The sequence below is a fragment of the Pseudomonas sp. P5_109 genome, assembly GCF_034009455.1.
GTDB lineage: Bacteria > Pseudomonadota > Gammaproteobacteria > Pseudomonadales > Pseudomonadaceae > Aquipseudomonas.
This window is the reverse complement of record NZ_CP125380.1, coordinates 5,463,885-5,486,090: the sequence shown is the minus strand read 5'-3', so window position 1 is coordinate 5,486,090 and position 22,206 is coordinate 5,463,885. Positions and strand designations below refer to the sequence as shown.

The 22,206-nt window shown below is 59.5% G+C and carries 15 protein-coding genes and 1 rRNA gene; 12 read left to right on the top strand and 4 right to left on the bottom strand.

Annotation, left to right across the window (positions count from 1 at the left end; genetic code table 11):
* Positions 1-41 precede the first annotated feature (41 nt).
* Positions 42-157, top strand: a 5S ribosomal RNA gene (gene rrf, locus QMK54_RS24280).
* A 584-nt stretch (positions 158-741) separates the two neighbouring features.
* Here rrf and QMK54_RS24275 read toward each other — a convergent pair.
* The 3 genes from QMK54_RS24275 to QMK54_RS24265 form a co-directional block, all read right to left on the bottom strand.
* The gene (locus tag QMK54_RS24275; protein WP_007978181.1) at positions 742-1,989 is read right to left on the bottom strand and encodes a ribonucleotide-diphosphate reductase subunit beta; all 1,248 of its coding nucleotides are present in this window, start codon (positions 1,987-1,989) and stop codon (positions 742-744) included.
* Between the two features lie 527 nt (positions 1,990-2,516).
* Positions 2,517-2,792, bottom strand: coding sequence for a hypothetical protein (locus QMK54_RS24270; RefSeq protein WP_110662287.1), 276 nt, complete (start codon positions 2,790-2,792; stop codon positions 2,517-2,519).
* Positions 2,793-2,983: 191 nt separating this feature from the next.
* Positions 2,984-3,247, bottom strand: coding sequence for a DUF2790 domain-containing protein (locus QMK54_RS24265; protein WP_110662288.1), 264 nt, complete (start codon positions 3,245-3,247; stop codon positions 2,984-2,986).
* A 475-nt stretch (positions 3,248-3,722) separates the two neighbouring features.
* On the opposite strand from QMK54_RS24265, the gene acs reads away from it, so the two are divergent.
* The 7 genes from acs to argR all read left to right on the top strand — a co-directional run bounded on the left by acs (position 3,723) and on the right by argR (position 11,782).
* A complete protein-coding gene (acs, locus tag QMK54_RS24260) occupies positions 3,723-5,678 on the top strand; it encodes an acetate--CoA ligase (RefSeq protein ID WP_151214011.1) in 1,956 nt (651 codons plus the stop codon).
* 703 nt (positions 5,679-6,381) lie between these two features.
* Positions 6,382-7,158 carry an ABC transporter substrate-binding protein gene (locus QMK54_RS24255; protein ID WP_103397762.1) on the top strand — a complete coding sequence of 259 codons (777 nt, stop codon included), beginning with the start codon at positions 6,382-6,384 and terminating at the stop codon, positions 7,156-7,158.
* Positions 7,159-7,249: 91 nt separating this feature from the next.
* Positions 7,250-7,939 carry an ABC transporter permease gene (locus QMK54_RS24250; protein ID WP_034151464.1) on the top strand — a complete coding sequence of 230 codons (690 nt, stop codon included), beginning with the start codon at positions 7,250-7,252 and terminating at the stop codon, positions 7,937-7,939.
* Entirely contained in the window at positions 7,936-8,634 is a 699-nt protein-coding gene (locus tag QMK54_RS24245; RefSeq protein WP_110658833.1) for an ABC transporter permease, read from the top strand. The genes QMK54_RS24250 and QMK54_RS24245 overlap by 4 nt, the downstream gene beginning before the upstream one ends.
* A gap of 1 nt (position 8,635) precedes the next feature.
* Positions 8,636-9,760, top strand: coding sequence for a M14 family metallopeptidase (locus QMK54_RS24240; protein WP_110658831.1), 1,125 nt, complete (start codon positions 8,636-8,638; stop codon positions 9,758-9,760).
* 27 nt (positions 9,761-9,787) lie between these two features.
* A complete protein-coding gene (locus QMK54_RS24235) occupies positions 9,788-10,552 on the top strand; it encodes an ABC transporter ATP-binding protein (RefSeq protein ID WP_110658829.1) in 765 nt (254 codons plus the stop codon).
* 249 nt (positions 10,553-10,801) lie between these two features.
* The gene (argR, locus tag QMK54_RS24230) at positions 10,802-11,782 is read left to right on the top strand and encodes a transcriptional regulator ArgR (RefSeq protein WP_110658827.1); all 981 of its coding nucleotides are present in this window, start codon (positions 10,802-10,804) and stop codon (positions 11,780-11,782) included.
* A 12-nt stretch (positions 11,783-11,794) separates the two neighbouring features.
* Here the strand turns inward: argR and QMK54_RS24225 are convergent, their stop codons facing one another.
* On the bottom strand, positions 11,795-16,735 hold the full coding sequence (locus QMK54_RS24225; protein ID WP_320401465.1) for a dermonecrotic toxin domain-containing protein: 4,941 nt from the start codon (positions 16,733-16,735) through the stop codon (positions 11,795-11,797).
* Between the two features lie 310 nt (positions 16,736-17,045).
* On the opposite strand from QMK54_RS24225, the gene QMK54_RS24220 reads away from it, so the two are divergent.
* From QMK54_RS24220 to astD, 4 genes are all read left to right on the top strand, one after another.
* On the top strand, positions 17,046-18,266 hold the full coding sequence (locus tag QMK54_RS24220; protein WP_110658823.1) for an aspartate aminotransferase family protein: 1,221 nt from the start codon (positions 17,046-17,048) through the stop codon (positions 18,264-18,266).
* A 225-nt stretch (positions 18,267-18,491) separates the two neighbouring features.
* On the top strand, positions 18,492-19,511 hold the full coding sequence (aruF, locus tag QMK54_RS24215) for an arginine/ornithine succinyltransferase subunit alpha (protein WP_110658821.1): 1,020 nt from the start codon (positions 18,492-18,494) through the stop codon (positions 19,509-19,511).
* A 70-nt stretch (positions 19,512-19,581) separates the two neighbouring features.
* The gene (gene astA, locus QMK54_RS24210) at positions 19,582-20,607 is read left to right on the top strand and encodes an arginine N-succinyltransferase (RefSeq protein ID WP_110658819.1); all 1,026 of its coding nucleotides are present in this window, start codon (positions 19,582-19,584) and stop codon (positions 20,605-20,607) included.
* The gene (gene astD, locus QMK54_RS24205; RefSeq protein WP_320402943.1) at positions 20,604-22,073 is read left to right on the top strand and encodes a succinylglutamate-semialdehyde dehydrogenase; all 1,470 of its coding nucleotides are present in this window, start codon (positions 20,604-20,606) and stop codon (positions 22,071-22,073) included. The genes astA and astD overlap by 4 nt, the downstream gene beginning before the upstream one ends.
* Positions 22,074-22,206: the final 133 nt, after the last annotated feature.

Sequence of the window (22,206 nt, the reverse complement as noted above, 5' to 3'; positions counted from 1 at the left end):
CTGAAGCGAGGCCAACTGGCCACGACTCAGTACCCGAATTTCTTGACGACCATAGAGCGTTGGAACCACCTGATCCCATCCCGAACTCAGCAGTGAAACGATGCATCGCCGATGGTAGTGTGGGGTTTCCCCATGTGAGAGTAGGTCATCGTCAAGATTAAATTCCGAAACCCCTATCTGCGTATGCAGGTAGGGGTTTTGTTTTTGCGCCTCTGTACACCTCGAACGCTGTTCCCTGTAGGAGCGAGCCTGCTCGCGAAGAACTTCAGGGCACCGCGTTACCCCAGACAACCCGCGTCATCATTGACGACCTTCGCGAGCAATACAGGGTCAATCGAAATAGTATTCTCCAAGTAAGCCTTTATGCCGGGCGCGACGTCCCTCAGCGGTGCTTCACGGCAACCGCCTGGACGGGGTTGCGCTGGTATCACCGATGGCAGCAATGGACGCGTTGGCGATTATGAGCATGATCCATATGCCTGATGCAGCTTCTTGTAGGTATTCAGCCCGATGCTTTGTTTCTGCTGCGTCAGGGCTGAGAGGCCAGCGCTGTGCTGCCTAAGGATCAAGGTGGGGGGAGATTGCTGGGCGCTTACTGGATTCAATGTGCGCTTCAAATTGCGCCCACAAAAAAGCCACCTTTGCCTTTGGGCTTAGGTGGCTTTTTACATCTATTGCTTAGGAGCAGGCCAGCGTTGCTGAAAACAGTCTAACGCTGGCTGAAAATCAGGAGCCAGGGAATCAATCCCAGCTCAACGCCCCACCAGTCTGGTACTCAATAACCCGAGTCTCAAAGAAGTTCTTCTCTTTCTTCAAGTCCATGATCTCGCTCATCCAAGGGAACGGGTTAGTCGTTCCTGGGTACTCTTCTTTCAAGCCGATCTGGCTCAGACGACGGTTGGCGATGAACTTGAGGTAGTCCTCCATCATCGCCGCGTTCATGCCCAGTACGCCGCGAGGCATGGTGTCACGAGCGTATTCGATTTCCAGTTGGGTACCTTGCAGGATCATCTGCGAAGCTTCTTCCTTCATCTCGGCATCCCACAGGTGCGGGTTTTCGATTTTGATCTGGTTGATCACATCGATGCCGAAGTTCAGGTGCATGGATTCGTCGCGCAGGATGTATTGGAACTGCTCGGCGACGCCGGTCATTTTGTTGCGGCGGCCCATGGAGAGGATCTGGGTGAAGCCGCAGTAGAAGAAGATGCCTTCCAGAACGCAGTAGTAGGCGATCAGGTTGCGCAGCAGTTCTTTGTCGGTTTCGACTGTGCCGGTTTCGAACTTCGGATCGGAGATCGAGCGGGTGTACTTCAGGCCCCAGGTGGCTTTTTTAGCGACCGAAGGGATCTCGTGGTACATGTTGAAGATTTCGCCTTCATCCATGGCCAGCGATTCGATGCAGTACTGGTAGGCGTGGGTGTGGATCGCCTCTTCGAAGGCCTGGCGCAGGATGTACTGGCGGCATTCCGGGTTGGTGATCAGGCGGTACACGGCCAGCACCAGGTTGTTGGCAACCAGGGAGTCGGCGGTGGAGAAGAAGCCGAGGTTGCGCATCACGATGCGGCGCTCGTCGTCGGTCAGGCCTTCCGGGTTTTTCCAGAGGGCGATGTCGGCGGTCATGTTGACTTCTTGCGGCATCCAGTGGTTTGCGCAGCCGTCCAGGTACTTCTGCCAGGCCCAGTCGTACTTGAAGGGTACGAGCTGGTTGAGGTCGGCGCGGCAGTTGATCATGCGCTTTTCGTCAACGGCGACACGGGCGGAGGCGCCTTCGAGTTCGGCGAGGCCTTCAGCGACGTCGAGGGAGTCCAGGGCGGCTTTGGCACGGGCAACGGCGGCGGAGTCAGCAGCGGTCACGGCACGGGCTTCCAGGGCGGCGGCACCGCCGGCGCTGTCGAGACGGTCCATGTTGGCTTCGGTGGCGTGGCCAGCGTTGGCGCTCTTGACTGCTACTTCCGTGTCTTCTTTGTCGAATTCGTCCCAGCTCAGCATGACGTGTCGTCTCCTGCGTGAGGGCCAGAGTGCCCGTGTGAAAATGGATAGGTTGGTTTTTCACACGGCCTTACTGGCCGCGGTGGATCTAAAGGAATCGTTTTTTGCAGCAGCTATACGCAGGCATCAAACAGAATTTTGTACGGGGTTCCGAGAGCCACTGATGGGCGCAGCAAGCGGCAAACGCTTGTGCGGGGCTTCAGACTGGCTTTTCATCCCTGTAAGGGGATATTGCAGGCCCGTTTAAGGCCGCATTATAGGGAAGTTTTGCGTGCTGTGGTGCGGCGAAATGGCTCACGGATCGGTCGACGGCGCCCGTTTTTCGGTCAGAGCGAGGGTTTACAGGGCTTTGGACGAGGTTGGCGGGAGAAGATTTTTTTTCTTAAATTTTTGCCCCTGATTATTTTTGTTCAATAAATAACCAAAAAAGGCTTTTTTCACTACATCTTGTGTTTCGGCGGGGTTTTCTCAGGCTCCAGACACAACTAAGCCCGACCGAAGTCGGGCTGTGAAGTCACGCTCGTGGATCAGCTCAGGCGAGTGGCACCGACGTGATCGGCACCATCGGCGGCGAGGCGGGCGGCACCGGTGTGGTCAGAGCCGTCGGAGGCCAGTTTGCCAGCACCGACGTGATCGGCACCATCGGCCGCGAAGGATGCTGAGCCGGTGTGGTCGTAACCGTCGGAAGCGACAGCAGCTTCAGTGGTGTAAGCGGCCGAGCCGGTGCGGTCGTAACCATCGGCGGCGAAGGTGTTGGCAGCCAGGACGGAAAGGGTCAGGGCGAGGATCAGTTGGGTTTTCATGGTCGTTGCTCCAGTTTCGCAGGCGTTGTTTGTCTTGGGTTGCAGTTGATTCTACGCCGACAAATTCGATTAAAAAGCGCAAATAAATGCTTAAAACGATCTACTTAATAGATCATATTGCGTCGGCGTTTCACCTGCCTGAATGTGGCGGGTGGGTCGAACCTTTTTGGGGGAGGGGGTGAAGCAGGAGATCAGCCGTTAGAGCAGCCATTGCCCATCATGCTGTAGCGCAGGATATGTCGTTGGCCATGGGAGTCTTCGTATTCCATTGTCATCGGCACAACTTCACAAACGTTCGGCGCTTCGCTCATCGAGATAACTTTGGCGATGTCCAGATGGGTGGAGTAAGTGTATTCCTCTATTGCCGGTTGTTGCTTCGCGACATCAGTCGGGACCTCGCCGGCCATGGCGGTAAGGCACACGCTGCTGAGGGCCAGAACTAATAAAGCTTTCATTCGGATTTACCTTTTAGAGGTCGGGAGGGGGCACGCAATCCTTTTGGGATTGCGTGTGGAACTTCAGTACCAGGGTGTTTGATTAACTGCCTTCGTGGGGGCTGCAACTTGGTTAATCAGGTTGCCTTGTCGGCGTGGCTGATTTTAGGTGTGTGCGCCTCGTCCATATAGCCGTGGATTTGATAAACACTTTTGACAGATCCTGTAACAATCCCTGAATAGCCTGTTCTTTTGTAGGAGCGAGCTTGCTCGCGATGAGCCAGAGAGCACCGCGGGGTGTCAGATTTGGGCGCGTTATCGTTGACGACCATCGCGAGCAGGCTCGCTCCCACAGGAGCCGCGGCGGCACTGGCTTCATAGGGATTTTCACGACAGTTTGTAGGGGCTTGTTACTACCATCGTCGAATGGTTCTATAGGCCCGGCCCGGCTACAACTGGGCCATACAAAAACAACTATTCCACCGAGGTAAGAAAGATGAGTGCGGCTTCCCTGTATCCCGTTCGTCCCGAGGTTCTGGCCAATACGCTGACCGACGAGGCGACCTACAAGGCCATGTACCAGCAGTCGGTCGTCAACCCGGACGGCTTCTGGCGCGAGCAAGCCAAGCGCCTCGACTGGATCAAGCCTTTCACCACGGTGAAACAGACCTCCTTCGACGATCACCATGTCGACATCAAATGGTTCGCCGACGGCACCTTGAACGTTTCCTACAACTGCCTCGACCGTCATCTGGCCGAGCGCGGCGATCAAGTGGCGATCATCTGGGAGGGCGATGACCCTGCCGAAAGCCGCAACATCACCTACCGCGAACTGCACGAGCAAGTCTGCAAGTTCGCCAACGCCCTGCGTGGCCAGGATGTGCACCGCGGCGACGTGGTGACTATCTATATGCCGATGATCCCCGAAGCCGTGGTCGCCATGCTGGCCTGTACCCGGATCGGCGCGATTCACTCCGTGGTGTTCGGCGGCTTCTCGCCAGAAGCCCTGGCCGGTCGCATCATCGACTGCAAATCCAAAGTGGTGATCACCGCCGACGAAGGCATTCGTGCCGGCAAGAAAATCCCGCTCAAGGCCAACGTCGACGACGCACTGACCAACCCGGAAACCAGCAGCATCCAGAAAGTCATCGTGTGCCAGCGCACCGGTGGCGACATCAAGTGGAACCAGCATCGCGACATCTGGTTCGAGGACCTGATGAAAGTGGCCGGCACCGTTTGCGCGCCGAAAGAGATGGGCGCCGAAGAAGCGCTGTTCATCCTTTACACCTCCGGCTCCACCGGCAAGCCGAAGGGCGTGCAGCACACCACTGGCGGCTACCTGCTGTATGCAGCCATGACCCACGAGCGCGTGTTCGACTACCGCCCGGGTGAGATCTACTGGTGCACCGCCGACGTCGGCTGGGTCACCGGTCACAGTTACATCGTCTACGGCCCGCTGGCCAACGGCGCGACCACGCTGCTGTTCGAAGGCGTGCCGAACTACCCGGACATCACCCGGGTGGCGAAGATCGTCGACAAGCACAAGGTCAACATCCTCTACACCGCACCGACCGCGATCCGCGCCATGATGGCCTCGGGTACTGCTGCGGTTGAAGGTGCCGATGGCAGCAGCCTGCGCCTGCTCGGTTCGGTTGGCGAGCCGATCAACCCGGAAGCCTGGGACTGGTACTACAAGAATGTCGGCAAGTCGCGCTGCCCGATCGTCGACACCTGGTGGCAGACCGAAACTGGCGGCAACATGATGAGCCCGCTACCGGGCGCGCATGCGCTCAAGCCAGGCTCTGCGGCGCGTCCGTTCTTCGGCGTGGTACCGGCACTGGTGGACAACCTGGGTAACATCGTCGAAGGCGAGGCCGAGGGCAACCTGGTGATTCTCGATTCGTGGCCAGGCCAGGCGCGTACGCTGTTTGGCGACCATGACCGCTTCGTCGATACTTACTTCAAGACCTTCCGTGGCATGTACTTCACCGGTGACGGCGCCCGTCGCGACGCCGATGGTTACTACTGGATCACCGGTCGCGTGGACGACGTCCTCAACGTGTCCGGCCACCGCATGGGCACCGCCGAGATCGAAAGCGCGATGGTCGCGCACCCGAAAGTCGCCGAAGCCGCTGTGGTCGGTGTGCCGCACGACATCAAGGGGCAGGGCATTTATGTCTACGTCACCCTGAAAAATGGTGAAGAGCCGAACGAGCAACTGCGCCTGGAACTGAAAAACTGGGTGCGTAAAGAGATCGGTCCGATTGCTTCGCCGGATGTCATCCAGTGGGCACCGGGGCTGCCGAAGACCCGTTCAGGCAAGATCATGCGGCGGATTCTGCGCAAGATTGCGACGGCTGAATATGATGGGTTGGGTGATATCTCCACCCTGGCTGACCCGAGTGTGGTGCAGCATTTGATTGATACGCACAAGACCATGAATGTCGCTTAAACGGCGGGAGTGAGTCACTGAAAGCCCTGTCAGGTGTTGGGCCTGGCAGGGCTTTTTTGTGCCTGGGGTTTTTGTGTTGGCCGGGCTGGCCTCTTCGCGGGCAAGCCCGCTCCCACAGGGGATCTCCAGTGGATGCACATTGTGTAGTCCACACAAAATCAGTGTGGGAGCGGGCTTGCTCGCGAAGGCGATCTGCCATGCGTCGAAGCAACATCTACCAATAATTATCGGGTTCCGCTGTCGGTGTTTTCCTACTGTTACCCGCGATCTTTCAGGTTACTGAATGTGTAACCGCATCGTATCAATACGGGGTATTGGGAAACGCCAGGCCCTGTATCCGGCCCTGAAAACCACGGCTGAAAAATAAGACTCCACGCTACGCTTGCCGGATTAGAAGGGTTTGCCAATAATAGGCCCGCAATTTGCAACATAGATCGGTTCAATGTCTTTTGCTCTTGCATGATTTTGCAGGGCTGTCAACGCGCTAAAACGGCTTTCTCGGTGCTTCTGTAATTAGTTGTCGCATTGAAGAAATATCGGCCTCGGGCCTGTCGTTAGAATGCCGATCACTCGCTCGTCGTTGCCCGTGTTGAATTTCAACACCCGCTTCCTAGGACGCAGCACTGCTTTCTGGTTCCACTCATTCGCATATTGGGCTGTTGCTCACTCTGCCGTTTTTGCCCTTTACCGATGGAGTCCCAAGATGAAGAAACTCGTGCTGCTTGGCGCCCTGGCACTGTCCGTGCTGTCCCTGCCAACCTTCGCCGATGAAAAACCTCTGAAAATTGGTATCGAGGCGGCTTACCCTCCGTTCGCTTCCAAGGCACCGGACGGCAGCATCGTTGGTTTCGACTACGACATCGGCAACGCTTTGTGCGAAGAGATGAAGGTCAAGTGCGTATGGGTCGAGCAAGAGTTCGACGGTCTGATCCCGGCACTGAAAGTGCGCAAGATCGACGCGATCCTGTCGTCCATGTCGATCACTGAAGATCGCAAGAAGTCCGTGGACTTCACCAACAAGTACTACAACACCCCGGCTCGCCTGGTCATGAAGGCCGGCACCCAGGTCAGCGAAGGCCTGACCGAGCTCAAGGGCAAGAACATCGGCGTGCAACGTGGTTCGATCCACGAGCGTTTCGCCCGCGAAGTCCTGGCCCCGCTGGGTGCCGAGATCAAGCCATACGGTTCGCAGAACGAAATTTACCTCGACGTGGCCGCCGGCCGCCTCGACGGTACCGTGGCAGACGCTACGCTTCTGGATGACGGTTTCCTGAAAACCGACGCCGGTAAAGGTTTCGCATTCGTCGGCCCTGCGTTCACCGACGTCAAATACTTCGGCGACGGCGTAGGCATCGCGGTTCGCAAGGGTGACAAAGCTGAGCTGGACAAGCTCAACGCAGCCATCGCCGCCATTCGCGAGAACGGCAAATACAAGCAAATCCAGGACAAATACTTCGCCTTCGATATCTACGGCAAGTAACACGTCCAAGCGACAAGTCCGAAATGGCGCAAGCAACAGGATCTCTGAGGTTTGCGCCATTTTTTCATCCCAACTTTCGAGGACCTGAATCATGTTGAAAGGCTACGGGGCTGTCATCCTCGATGGCGCTTGGTTGACGCTTCAGCTCGCCTTGTCGTCCATGGCCCTGGCCATTGTTCTGGGCCTGATCGGCGTGGCACTGCGTCTGTCGCCGGTACGCTGGCTGGCCTGGCTGGGCGATCTGTACTCCACGGTGATCCGCGGTATTCCCGACCTGGTGCTGATCCTGCTGATTTTCTACGGCGGCCAGGACCTGCTCAATCGCGTCGCACCGCTGCTCGGTTTTGACGATTACATCGACCTGAACCCGTTGGCCGCCGGTATCGGCACCCTGGGCTTCATCTTCGGTGCGTACCTGTCGGAAACCTTCCGTGGCGCCTTCATGGCGATCCCCAAAGGTCAGGCCGAAGCCGGCATGGCCTACGGCATGAGCAGTTTCCAGGTGTTCTTCCGGGTGTTGGTGCCGCAGATGATTCGTCTGGCGATTCCGGGTTTTACCAACAACTGGCTGGTTCTGACCAAGGCCACCGCGCTGATTTCGGTGGTGGGTCTGCAAGACATGATGTTCAAGGCCAAGCAGGCGGCCGATGCCACCCGCGAACCTTTCACCTTCTTCCTCGCAGTGGCGGCGATGTACCTGGTGATCACCAGTGTGTCGTTGCTGGCATTGCGTCACCTTGAGAAGCGCTACTCGGTAGGCGTAAGGGCGGCTGATCTATGATCTTCGACTACAACGTCATTTGGGAGGCCTTGCCGCTGTACTTCGGCGGCCTGGTGACCACCCTCAAACTGCTCGCGCTGTCGCTGTTCTTCGGCCTGCTATGTGCATTGCCCCTGGGGCTGATGCGTGTCTCGAAGAACGCGGCCGTCAACATGTCGGCGTGGCTCTACACCTATGTGATCCGCGGTACGCCGATGCTGGTGCAGCTGTTCCTGATCTACTACGGTCTGGCGCAATTCGAGGCGGTTCGTGAAAGCTTCCTCTGGCCGTGGCTGTCCAGCGCAACGTTCTGTGCGTGCCTGGCGTTCGCGATCAACACCAGCGCCTACACCGCCGAAATCATCGCCGGCAGCCTGCGGGCCACGCCGGCCGGTGAGATCGAAGCGGCCAAGGCCATGGGCATGTCGCGCTACAAGATGTACAAGCGCATCCTGCTGCCGTCGGCCCTGCGCCGTGCGCTGCCGCAGTACAGCAACGAAGTGATCATGATGCTGCAGACCACCAGTCTGGCGTCCATCGTGACCCTGATCGATATCACCGGTGCCGCGCGCACGGTCAACGCCCAGTTCTACCTGCCGTTCGAGGCGTACATCACTGCCGGCGTGTTCTACCTGTGCCTGACCTTCATCCTGGTGAAGCTGTTCAAGATGGCCGAACGCCGCTGGCTGGGCTACCTGGCCCCGCGGAAGCACTGATATGGAACGTATCGATCATGTTTTGCCGTGGAGCCACCTGGGCAGCGAGCGCCATATTTCGGTGTTCTGTTTCGGCAATAGGGAGCGCAGTGGCGGGCGCAAGGCCTACATCCAGGCCAGCCTGCACGCCGATGAGCTGCCGGGCATGCGCACAGCCTTCGAGCTGAAAAAGCGCCTGGCCGAACTCGAAGCCCAAGGCTTGCTCAACGGTGTGATCGAACTGGTGCCGGTGGCCAATCCACTGGGCCTCGGTCAACTGCTGCAGGGCAATCATCAAGGGCGTTTCGAGGCGGGCAGCGGCAAGAACTTCAACCGCGATTTCGTCGAGCTGAGCGCACCGGTTGCGGCTGCATTGGCAGAAAGCCTTGGTGATGATCCGCACGCCAACATTCGCCTGATCCGTCAGGCGATGGCCGATCACCTGGCCGCTTTGCCAGAGGCGAGCAGCCAGTTGCAGGGTATGCAGCGCGTTCTGCTCAGTCACGCCTGCACCGCCGATGTGGTGCTGGATCTGCATTGCGATGCCGAGGCGGCGCTGCACCTGTACGCCTTGCCGCAACACTGGCCACAGTGGCGTTCGCTGGCTGCGCACCTGAACGTGCGGGTGGGGTTGCTGGCCGAAGATTCCGGCGGCAGTTCGTTCGACGAAGCCTGTTCGTTGCCGTGGTTGCGTCTGTCGCGTCTATTCCCGGATGCCCGGATTCCGCTGGCCTGCCTGGCGACTACCATTGAACTGGGTGGTCAGGCCGACACCGGTCGCGAGCAAGCGTGCGCCCACGCCGAAGGCATTCTGGCGTTCCTCGCCGAGCAAGGCTTGATCGGCGGTGAATGGCCAAAACCTGCGCAAGATCCTTGCGAAGGCATGCCGTTCGAAGGCACCGAGTTGTTGTTGGCACCACACCCGGGTGTGGTGAGTTTCCTGCGCAGACCCGGTGAATGGGTTGAAGCTGGCGACGAGATTTTTGAAGTGATCGATCCGTTGGCGGATCGGGTCAGCACGGTGTGTGCTGGTACGTCCGGGGTGCTGTTTGCCATTGAACGGCTGCGTTATGCCCAACCCGGTTTCTGGCTGGCCAAGGTGGCGGGGCGCGAAGCGCTGCGTCACGGGCGCTTGCTCAACGACTGACTGACTGTTTTTGTGAGAACCGACCGCATGTACAAACTTGAAGTCCAAGACCTGCATAAACGCTATGGCAGTCACGAAGTGCTCAAGGGCGTGTCCCTGAAAGCGGCAGCCGGCGATGTGATCAGCATCATCGGCTCCAGTGGCTCCGGCAAAAGTACTTTCCTGCGCTGCATCAACCTGCTGGAACAGCCGCACGCGGGCAAGATCCTGCTCAATAACGAAGAGTTGAAGCTGGTGGCGAACAAGGACGGCGCGCTGAAGGCGGCCGACCCGAAACAGCTGCAACGCATGCGTTCGCGGCTGTCGATGGTGTTCCAGCATTTCAACCTGTGGTCGCACATGACCGCGTTGGAAAACATCATGGAGGCGCCGGTGCATGTGCTCGGCGTATCCAAGGCCGAAGCGCGCGAAAAAGCCGAGCACTACCTGAACAAGGTCGGCGTGGCCCATCGCAAGGACGCTTACCCTGGCCACATGTCCGGCGGCGAGCAGCAGCGCGTGGCGATTGCCCGTGCGCTGGCGATGGAACCGGAAGTGATGCTGTTCGACGAACCGACCTCGGCCCTCGACCCGGAGCTGGTTGGCGACGTGTTGAAAGTCATGCAGGCCCTGGCCCAGGAAGGCCGGACCATGGTGGTGGTGACCCACGAAATGGGCTTCGCCCGTGAAGTGTCGAACCAGTTGGTGTTCCTGCACAAAGGTGTGGTTGAAGAAAGCGGCGACCCGCGCGAAGTGCTGGTGAACCCGCAATCCGAGCGTCTGCAGCAATTCCTCTCGGGTAGCCTGAAGTAATCAGAACTGCCGTTGTGCACCGCGATAGTGCATGCTTCGCAACTTAACGGCTGGCCCCGATTCCTTGTAGGAGCCGGCTTGCTGGCGATGGCGGTATGTCTGTGAAAGATATGCATACTGACCCATCGCTATCGCCAGCAAGCTGGCTCCTACAGGTTTGATCTCTGCCGGTTTTGAGATTTGCGTTCATTTACGGGCTAGCATTGGCCCATGCCTTCATCACTGTTCTTCGCTTCGGATCGCTCGCCCATGACTGCCCATCGAATTGGTTTCCTGATTTGGCCCAGCACTAAAGCACTGACGCTTGCGCTGGCTGAGGAGGCCTTGCGTGTTGCCCAGCGTGTGCATCCGGACGTGGTTTACGAGCTGTCATTCCTGCAGGCAGAACCACCGAGCGAAAGCGCCTGGCAATTGCCGGGTGAGGCGTGGACCGGCAAGCTCGAAAACTTCCAGAAACTGTTCCTGCTCGCTGACGAACCACCGACCGCTCTGGCGCCGGCGCTCAGCAGTGCGCTCAAACAGCTGGTGCGTTCCGGTTGCGTGATCGGCGGACTGTCGGCCGGTGTTTACCCGCTGGCACAGCTGGGTTTGCTCGATGGTTATCGCGCGGCTGTGCATTGGCGTTGGCAGGACGATTTCGCCGAGCGCTTTCCGAAGGTGATCGCCACCAGTCATCTGTTCGACTGGGATCGCGATCGCCTGACCGCGTGCGGCGGCATGTCGGTGCTCGACTTGTTGCTGGCAGTGCTGGCCCGTGACCACGGTGCCGAACTGGCCGGTGCGGTATCCGAAGAACTGGTGGTCGAGCGTATCCGCGAGGGCGGTGAGCGCCAGCGCATTCCGTTGCAGAATCGCCTCGGCTCCAGCCATCCGAAGCTCACCCAGGCCGTGCTGCTGATGGAGGCCAACATCGAAGAGCCGCTGACCACCGACGAGATCGCCCAGCATGTGTGCGTGTCCCGTCGGCAGCTGGAGCGCATCTTCAAGCAATACCTCAACCGTGTGCCGAGCCAGTACTACCTGGAGCTGCGCCTGAACAAGGCCCGGCAGATGTTGATGCAAACCAGCAAGTCGATCATCCAGATCGGCTTGTCCTGCGGTTTCTCCTCGGGGCCGCATTTCTCCAGCGCCTATCGCAACTTCTTCGGTGCCACGCCGCGGGAAGATCGTAACCAGCGGCGCAGCAGTAGCCCGTTCGAATTGTCATCGGTGCCGCCGGAACGCGGCTGAGTCAGTTGCCGGTTATTCGTCCGGTTCGGAATCCCCTGAGGTCGATACTTCCAATTCAGCCTGTTCGATCACGGCTTCGACGCCAAAATCGGTGCTGGTTTTTTTGAAGTAGGCGATCAGTGTCTGCACGCTTTGCGCATCCAGCGGATTGCCCCTGAGGTTGATGCTTTCTGCAATTTCCAGGGGCAGTTCGAGAATGTCGTCGGGGATGTGACTGATAGCGTTGTTGTTCAGGTCAGCGACATCCAGGCTCGTCAGCTTCAGCAGGCCTGGCGGCAGTTCAGTGATTCCCGTGCGAGACAGATGCAGTGACGACATGTTCGGCATCTGACTGACATCGGGAGTCAGCCCCAGCGGATTGTTGCTCAGGTCGAGGTAGTCGAGGCGATCCAGTTGGGCCAGCGCCAGCACCGATTGTGTGTTCAGGGTGATGTCGCACTCGCTCAGCGACAGTGAAGTCAGCTTGCCCATGGTGAATACGGCCTCAGGTATCTGGTGCAAGGCGTATTCGCGGATGGTCAGGTGCTTCAGCTGAGGAAAACTCCGCAGAAAACCCTCGACACCGCTGGTCAGCCCGGCGTCGCTGTGCATGTACAGCAGTGAGACGTGGCTGAAGTCCGCATGCAGTTCAGGCAGTTCGCCGGTGATGATGGTGGTCAGCGCTAGCTCGAAGTTGGGGTCAAGTTGCTGATTGAGATCGTCCAGCTCGGTCTCTCGACGCCAGCAGCGCTCCACCAGTTGTTTGAATTCATCACGGGTGGCGTGTTCGACCAACAATTGCTGCGGGGTAAAGGGTTCACCGGTGTCCGGGTGCAGCGCGGGGATGTCGGCGGTCCAGGCGGCCAGTACGGTACGAAGGGTGTCGTACTCGGTTTCCAGGCGCGTTATTTCGATTCGACCCTCGGCCAGGGTTCCAGGCAGGCGATAGATGAATGCGCTGGCCTCTTCCTGATCCAGTAGCGGGTAGAGCCTTTGCAAACGCTGGATGTCGGCCTGTTCGGCAAAGATGCCAAAGTCGCGACCGGTCTGATTGAAATGGATCTTTATCCGTTCGCGGTCGGCGGAGGAAACGGGATTGCCACCCAGATCGAAACCTTCTTGAGTTTTGCCGGGCAACTTGAACAGCGCGGGGGGTAGTTCCTCGATCCGGTTGTTATTGAGCAGGGCGGTCCGCAGGCGTGGTCGCGTCAACAGGCCGGGAGGCAGCTCGGACAGTTCGGTGCCGGAAAGATCGACGTAGTTGAGGTACGGCATGTTCTCCAGGGACGGGCACAGGCCGAGCGGGTTTTTGTACAGGTCGAGCGCGCTCAATCGGCTCAGGGCCGAAAGGGTGGTGCGACTCTGCTCTGTGAGGGTCACGGCGCAGTCGCTGAGGATAAGTGCTTCGAGTTGTGGCCATTGTGCAATGGCCTCCGGTAACTGACCCAGTTCGAAGTTGCGTAGTGCCAGGCGGTTGAGCCCGGAAAACCCTCTCAGGAAATCATTCACACCGCGGGTGGCACGATGGCCTTCAAGCATCACACTGCGCACCTGAGGGAAATCGACGTTCAGCCTTGGCAGCTCGCCAAAAATCGGCGGGGAAAACTCAAAGGAAACCGGTTCGCCATGGGCGCTGTCGTAGGTGGCCTGACGCCGCCAGCAGTCGAGCAACCGGGCTATGAATTGCCGGCGTGCATGCCGTTGACTGACGATTTGTTCGACCGTCAACCGGGTCTGCGTGCCCGGAACATACAGCGGGATCTCATCGCGCCAGACGCTCAATTCGTCAAACAATTGCGTGTGTTGATTAAACAGGCGCTGGAGTTCTACGCGCGGTCCGCCGGGACTTCGTTGCAATCGTGCGGCAAAGGCCTCGAGTTCCTCTGCATTCAAATGGGGAAACATCCGATGGATGTGGTTTTGTAATGAAGGGATATTGGTCGGCATCCGTTGGTAACCATCGAGCCCGCCGAGCAAACGCATCACCGCCGGATCGTAGGCTGGCTTGAGAGTCGTTTGCTGCGCCAGCAGCATACGCAATGCTTCGCGAGTGAGGGCGTGGGTGCGAATCATCTGCTTGAGCTTTTCGCCCTCGCCGATGTTGATGTTCAGGGCGATTCGCTCGCTGTCGGGCAGTGCTTGCAACAGACTGGCATAAAGCGAGTCGGTGCTGCTGAGCTGTTCACCGGCGTCATCGTAGGCCTGATAAGCCCCTTCATCGGTCAACACCAGCACCTTGCGCAAGGGCGCGTCCGGCTCGCCAATGCTGTCGATCAGCGGTCCGGTGTGCGTGTATTGGCGGATTTCCAGGCGCAGTTGCCCCGACCAGCCAGGCAGGCGTTCCAGCGTGTGCAGCGCCAGGCGATCGGTGTCGAGGTTGTTGCGCGTCGAATGCAGGTCGAACCCTTCATAAGCGCGAGAGACGCGCACCTGCAAACCGGCCTCCTGTGCCAGTTCAGTGAGGCGTTTGGACAAAGTTCCACGCTCCAGTAGCTGGCGTTCCTCGGCGCTGGCGCTGTCGAGCAGCGCTTCGGCGAGGCTGGTTGGCAAGCCGGGTTCGCTGTCGATAATGCGCTGGACCAAGGCGCGCGCACCTTGTTCGATTTTGCGGTAGCGCTCACTGAAGAGCATTTCCCGTTTCTCTGCGGCGAGCGTTGCCAGATTGCGGCGCAATGATCTTGCGTCAGATTTGTCGAGGTGGTGCAGCAGGGTTTTGATCAGGTCGCCATCGTCCAGTTGCGCTTGATTGATCTGCACCACGACCGGGTTATCAATGACGCGCTCCCAGACGGTGTTTCCCGTTGCATCGAGCAGCCGCAGCCCCTTGTCCGCTGGCCAGTCACCGTAGTCGCACAGCAACTCCAGTTGCATGACCGGATCGGCCTGCAGGTATTGCTCTGGACGTTCGCTGCCGATTCTCTCGATGAAAATCTGCAGGTCCTGATCGATCTTGAAGCGTTTGAGTGTGTCGGCCAGCAGTGGCGGTACCTGTTCAGTGTTGACATGCATCTTGCGCAAAGCGTTTTCGTGGCAGCCGCTGATGCTGAGGATGCGCTCGCGCTCGGTCGGCGAAAAACGCTGCATGTCCGGACCGATGCGTCGCAGCAGGGTGGCCTGGTCCCAGGTCAGCGGCTGGTCGAGCTCGGTTTGCCAGGCCCCATTGCCGTTATGCTTTAGGGCCGGTTGGTAAGCGTCGGGACGAGTGGGGTGCTGGATGCGATGCTGCCCGGTCAGTGGATCTTCGGTCACTGAGTAAAGGCTGTTTTCCAGCGTCAGCAGGGTTTTGCCTTGATGGGCGTGCAGTCCCGTCGCGTCGGGTTTCGCGTCTTTGGCAATCGCGACGCTTTGTTCGTAAAACGTCAGATCGGGTTTCCAATAGCGGGTTTGGCCATCGGGGCGTTTCACCGAGTTGAAGCGGTCGATGAATTGCACGACTTCCCGGGGCAGGACCGCGCGAAACTCGTTGGCGGCAATCGCGCCTCCTGCCGCAAAAGTGCCCAGTTGCACTGCAGATTCAACCATCCCCATGAAATGCTCGAAGGCTTCGCTGGTCAGGCCTTCTGCCCAGTCGACAACACCTTCGAATGTCTCCTCAACCAGCTGATAGGCAATGTAAGCCAGCATCAGCTCGCCAAGAAAGGGTACAAACGGCAAAGCGATGAAGGCGGCGATGTTCAGCAGTGCCGAAGCGATTTCCGTGAAGGAGTCCCATAAAGCCCATCGGGCCTTGCGGTCGACCGTGGCCGTCGACACTGCGATGACGCGGGCATCATTGAGGATCTTGTCGAGTTTGCGTTGATAGAGATGAACCCACAGGTCGCCTCCGATCGGTATGACTGCCATTTGCAGATCGGGGCGCTGGTTGGGGCTTTCTCTCCAGGTCGGCCGTGGATCGCCAGGCGGGACCGGTTGCCAGGTGATGGGGTCGAGCCTGTTGTTCAGCTCGGCGAAGAAGTAACCGCGGTCTTCATGATTGATAAAACGACTGAAAAACTGTTGGTAGTCGGGCTCCCGCAATCGCTGGCTCAGTTCCTCGGCGAATGCCGCCGATGAGGGGTATTCCTTGATTGGATGCTCGGGGTCGTCAGGAATCCAGGCCACTACCCGCACCGCTTCGCGGGCGCGCTCCAGTTCCGGGGCGAACAGCACGATGCCGGTCAGGCGGGCATTCATGATGGTCAGTTCATGAGGTTTCCAGGATTGTCCGTGCGCAGCGGTGAGCAACTGATGTACGTCGCTGGCCAGCAGGTTTTGCATCTGCGCCATATGCAGGGCAGCGGTCAGCGCGGTTTTTTGGCTTTCGCGAATTTTCGGTTGCAGGATCGCCGCGGCCACCGGGTTGCTGATGCCCAGATTGTCTTCCAGGTAACTTTTATAGCGCTCGCCAATGTCGAGCTCGCGGCAAAGCCGGGTGAACGCCGCGATGGGCATCTTTTCCAGAATCAGGGGCAGGGTACTGAACTGTCCGGTGGAAGAGGGCGCCGAGATGTAAGTCGAGGCGGACTCAAAGGCGTCGGCTTCGGTTTCGGCGCTTTCGAAGTTGTGCAACGCGGCATCCAGCAGCGATACGGTCCAGGTGCGTGCGGCCCCGGACTTCAGGCGCAACCAGGGTATGTGCGCGGGAATGTAAAGACGCACAAAGATGTTACTGACGTCCGCTTCCAGGCCGAAACGTGTCTTGAGTGCGCCCTTGAGCATGGGTTCGGCGAAGGCTGCGGGGTTCAGCAGATTCGCCAGTGCCAGATCAACCTGGTTCTGGCTTGTCGTCTGCAAGCTAATGAGTTGGCCGAGTTCGGCGCGCTGATCTTCAGATATATCCCTCAAGCGGGTGGGCAACCCTGGCTTGATGCTGCTCAGCGCTTCGCGCCGTTGTGGCGTCGATTGACGAAGCCAGGGGGGAATGACGTTCATCAGATGCTGATAATGCGCGTCGGGCCTGAAGGTCTCGGGGATGTCGGGATTTTCGGTGTTCATGCGGATAGGTCCACCATCGCGGTTGAGAGACCGTCAGGAAAACCCGTAAACGCAGACGACACGCGGTACATATCTACCGCATTCATTGAATCGGCATCGGTTACAGCACAGCGACCTGCCGCAAACGCCAGCCGCCAGTTAAACTGCGCCTTTGCGACCCTATATGTCGCATTGCCGTAAACCCGGGAAAATCCGGGGTTTGCGCTATAAGAAGTTGTCGCTTGGCGGCAAGGCCGGGCTGAAAACTGTCCTTACAATCCTCACCAAGCTCGCCAGTTTCAGGCGAGTGTTTTCTCTTCAGGAGACTCCGATGTCCGTTGAGCACGCTGCGGTACAACGCGCCGATTTCGATCAGGTAATGGTTCCCAACTATGCGCCTGCCGCATTCATTCCTGTGCGTGGCGCTGGCTCCCGCGTTTGGGACCAGTCCGGTCGCGAGCTGATCGACTTCGCCGGCGGGATTGCCGTTAACGTATTGGGCCACGCACATCCGGCGCTGGTGGGTGCCTTGACCGAGCAGGCGAACAAGCTGTGGCACGTGTCCAACGTGTTCACCAATGAGCCGGCCCTGCGCCTGGCGCACAAGCTGGTCGACGCCACCTTTGCCGACCGCGCCTTCTTCTGCAACTCCGGCGCCGAAGCCAACGAGGCCGCCTTCAAGCTGGCCCGTCGTGTCGGTTTCGACCGTTTCGGCAGCGAGAAGTACGAGATCATCGCCGCGCTCAACAGCTTCCACGGCCGTACCCTGTTCACCGTGAACGTCGGTGGCCAGTCGAAGTACTCCGACGGCTTCGGTCCGAAAATCACCGGCATCACCCACGTGCCGTACAACGATCTGGCCGCGCTGAAAGCCGCCATTTCCGACAAGACTTGCGCCGTGGTGCTGGAACCGATCCAGGGCGAAAGCGGTGTGATCCCGGCTGAGCTGGAATACCTGCAAGGTGCCCGCGAGCTCTGCACCGCGCACAACGCGCTGCTGATCTTCGACGAAGTGCAAACCGGCATGGGCCGTACCGGCCACCTGTTCGCCTACCAGCATTACGGCGTGACTCCGGACATCCTGACCAGTGCCAAGAGCCTGGGCGGTGGTTTCCCGATCGCGGCGATGCTGACCACCGAAGACCTGGCCAAGCACCTGGTCGTCGGCACCCACGGCACCACTTACGGCGGCAACCCGCTGGCGTGTGCTGTCGCGGAAGCCGTGATCGACGTGATCAACACCCCTGAGGTGCTGGCCGGCGTCAACGCCAAGCACGACAAGTTCAAGGCGCGCCTTGAGCAGATCGGCGAGAAGTACGGCCTGTTCACCAAGGTTCGTGGCATGGGCCTGTTGATCGGTTGTGTGTTGAGCGATGCCTGGAAAGGCAAGGCCAAGGACATCTTCAACGCCGCTGAGCAAGAAGGCCTGATGGTCCTGCAAGCCGGCCCGGACGTGGTGCGTTTCGCCCCGAGCCTGGTGGTGGAAGACGCCGATATCGATGCCGGTCTGGACCGCTTCGAACGTGCCGCAGCAAAACTGACGCAAGCTTGATAGTCCCTTCGACGCCCGAGTTTTTCGGGTGTCGAACCCAATTTTGTATGCCGGATCCGCTCTGACTCACCACACCTGTAGGAGCCGGCTTGCTGGCGATGAGGCCCGAAAGCCTTGCGGCGATCAACCTGCCGCCATCGCCAGCAAGCCGGCTCCTACAAGGGGTGTTTCAGGGTGAACCCGGTGTTTTTTCCTATAAGAGTTTTACGAGAAAGGAGTGACACCATGCTGGTGATGCGCCCCGCGCAAATGGCTGATCTGGGCGAGGTACAGCGTCTGGCTGCGGACAGTCCGATTGGTGTCACTTCCTTGCCGGATGACGTTGAGCGCCTGAGCGACAAGATCGCGGCAAGCGAAGCCTCGTTCGCCGCCGAAGTGAGCTTCAACGGTGAGGAAAGTTACTTTTTCGTCCTCGAGGACAGTACCACCGGCAAGCTGGTCGGTTGCTCGGCCATCGTGGCGTCGGCCGGTTACTCCGAACCGTTCTACAGCTTTCGCAACGAAACCTTCGTGCACGCTTCGCGCGAGCTGAAGATTCACAACAAGATCCACGTGCTCTCGCAGTGCCACGACCTGACCGGCAACAGCTTGCTGACCAGTTTCTACGTGCAGCGCGACCTGGTGGGTTCGCCGTGGTCGGAACTCAATTCCCGTGGCCGTTTGCTGTTCGTGGCCAGCCATCCGGAGCGTTTTGCCGATTCCGTGGTGACCGAGATCGTCGGTTACAGCGATGAAAACGGCGACTCGCCATTCTGGGATGCCATCGGTCGCAACTTCTTCGACCTCAACTACGCCGAAGCAGAGCGTCTGTGCGGCCTGAAGAGCCGGACGTTTCTCGCCGAACTGATGCCGCATTACCCGATCTACGTGCCCCTGCTGCCGGACTCCGCGCAAGAAGCGATGGGCCAGGTGCACCCGCGGGCGCAGATCACCTTCGACATCCTGATGCGCGAAGGCTTCGAGACCGATCACTACATCGACATCTTCGACGGCGGCCCGACCCTGCATGCCCGCGTCTCGGGGATCCGTTCGATCGCCCAGAGCCGTGTGGTGCCGGTGAAGATCGGCGAGCCGGTCAAAGGTGTCGGTCGCCAGTATCTGGTGGCCAATGCCCAGTTGCAGGATTACCGCGCAGTGATGCTCGAGCTCGATTACGCACCGGGTAAACCAGTGACCCTGGACCTGGAAGCGGCCGAAGCCCTGGGCGTCGGCGAGGGTGCCAGCGTGCGCCTGGTGGCGGTTTAACGTCGCAATTGATGCCTAGAAAGCAGCGAAGTTTCACGGGTGGCGCAAGCGGCCCGTTTGAGGAGATAGCATGATCGTTCGTCCCGTACGCAGCAGCGATTTACCCGCTCTGATCGACCTGGCCCGCAGCACCGGCACCGGCCTGACTACCTTGCCGGCCAACGAAGAGCGTCTGGCCCATCGGGTCGGCTGGGCCGAGAAGACCTTTCGCGGCGAAGCCGGGCGGGGCGATGCGGACTACCTGTTCGTGCTCGAAGATGACGACGCTCGCGTGGTGGGCATTTCCGCCATTGCCGGCGCCGTCGGCCTGCGTGAGCCCTGGTACAACTTCCGGGTCGGCCTGACGGTCAGCGCTTCGCAAGAGCTGAACATCTATCGCGAAATCCCGACGCTGTTCCTGGCCAACGACCTGACCGGCAACTCCGAGCTGTGCTCGCTGTTCCTGCATGCCGATTATCGCAGTGGCCTCAATGGCCGCATGCTGTCCAAGGCGCGGATGCTGTTCATCGCCGAATTCCCGCAGTTGTTCGGTAACAAGATCATTGCCGAAATGCGCGGCGTTTCCGACGAAGCCGGGCGCTCGCCGTTCTGGGAAAGCCTGGGCCGGCACTTCTTCAAGATGGAGTTCAGCCAGGCCGACTACCTGACCGGTGTGGGCAACAAGGCGTTCATCGCCGAACTGATGCCGAAATTCCCGCTGTACACCTGCTTCCTGTCGCCGGATGCGCGCAACGTCATCGGCCAGGTGCACCCGGACACCGAGCCGGCACTGGCCATGCTCAAGAGCGAAGGGTTCAGCTACCAGGGCTACGTCGACATTTTCGACGCAGGTCCTGCGATCGAGTGCGAAACCGGCAAGATCCGCGCCGTGCGTGACAGCCAGGCACTGGTGCTGGCCGTCGGCACTCCGGGTGACGACGCCACGCCATTCATCATCCACAACCGCAAGCGCGAAGACTGCCGCATCACTGCTGCACCAGCACGTCTGGCCGCCGGCACCCTGGTGGTCGATCCGCAGACCGCCAAACGTCTTCAACTCAACGCTGGCGATCAAGTGCGCGCCGTGGCGTTGTCCGCAGCTCGGGAGTCGAAATAATGAAGTCGCTTTACATCGCAGGTGAATGGCTGGCCGGGCAGGGCGAAGTCTTCGAGTCGCTGAACCCGGTGACCCAGCAAGTGCTGTGGTCCGGCGCTGGCGCCACCACCGCTCAGGTCGAGTCGGCCGTACAAGCGGCACGTCAGGCGTTCCCGGACTGGGCGCGGCGTACCCTGGAAGAGCGTATCTCGGTGCTGGAAGCCTTTGCCGCCGCGTTGAAGAATCATGCGGACGAACTGGCTCATACCATCGGCGAAGAAACCGGCAAACCCCTGTGGGAAGCGGCGACCGAAGTCACCAGCATGGTCAACAAGATCGCCATCTCGGTGCAGAGCTACCGCGAACGTACCGGCGAGAAGAGCGGCCCGCTGGGCGATGCCACCGCCGTATTGCGTCACAAACCCCATGGCGTGGTTGCTGTGTTCGGTCCTTACAATTTCCCGGGTCACCTGCCGAACGGCCACATCGTACCGGCCCTGCTGGCGGGTAACAGCGTGCTGTTCAAACCGAGCGAGCTGACGCCGAAAGTCGCCGAACTGACGGTCAAGTGCTGGATCGAAGCCGGTCTGCCAGCGGGCGTGTTGAACCTGCTGCAAGGCGCTCGCGAAACCGGCATCGCCCTGGCGGCGAACCCGGGTATCGACGGGCTGTTCTTCACCGGTTCCAGCCGCACTGGCAATCATCTGCACCAGCAGTTCGCCGGTCGTCCGGACAAGATCCTCGCGCTGGAGATGGGCGGTAACAACCCGCTGGTGGTCGATCAGGTCGCCGATCTCGATGCCGCGGTGTACACCATCATTCAGTCGGCCTTCATCTCCGCCGGCCAGCGCTGCACCTGTGCCCGCCGCTTGCTGGTGCCGCAGGGTGCCTGGGGCGATTCGTTGCTGGCGCGCCTGGTGGCGGTCACCGCGACTATCGAAGTCGGTGCTTTCGATCAACAACCGGCGCCGTTCATGGGCTCGGTGGTTTCCCTTGGCGCTGCGAAAGCGTTGATGGATGCGCAAGAACAACTGCTGGCCAACGGCGCCGTGGCGCTGCTGGAAATGACTCAGCCTCAGGCTCAATCGGCCTTGCTGACCCCGGGCATCCTGGACGTGAGCGCCGTTGCCGATCGTCCAGACGAAGAGCTGTTCGGCCCGTTGCTGCAAGTGATCCGCTACGCTGATTTTGCAGCGGCGATCGCTGAAGCCAACGACACCGCCTACGGTCTGGCCGCAGGTCTGCTATCGGACTCCGAAGCGCGTTACCAGCAATTCTGGCTGGAAAGCCGGGCCGGCATCGTCAACTGGAACAAGCAGCTGACCGGTGCGGCAAGCAGCGCGCCATTCGGCGGCGTCGGCGCCTCGGGCAACCACCGCGCCAGCGCTTACTACGCGGCGGATTACTGCGCGTACCCGGTGGCTTCGCTGGAAACGCCGAGCCTGGTGATGCCTGCGGCCCTGACGCCTGGCGTGAAGATGGCGTAACGCCCATTCGCGGGCAAGCCCGCTCCCACAAGGACAGCGTCGAACACAAAATATGTGAACACTGCTGAACCTGTAGGAGCTGGCTTGCCAGCGATCGGTCGCGAAGCGGCCGCCAATCCTTTGTTACTGATGC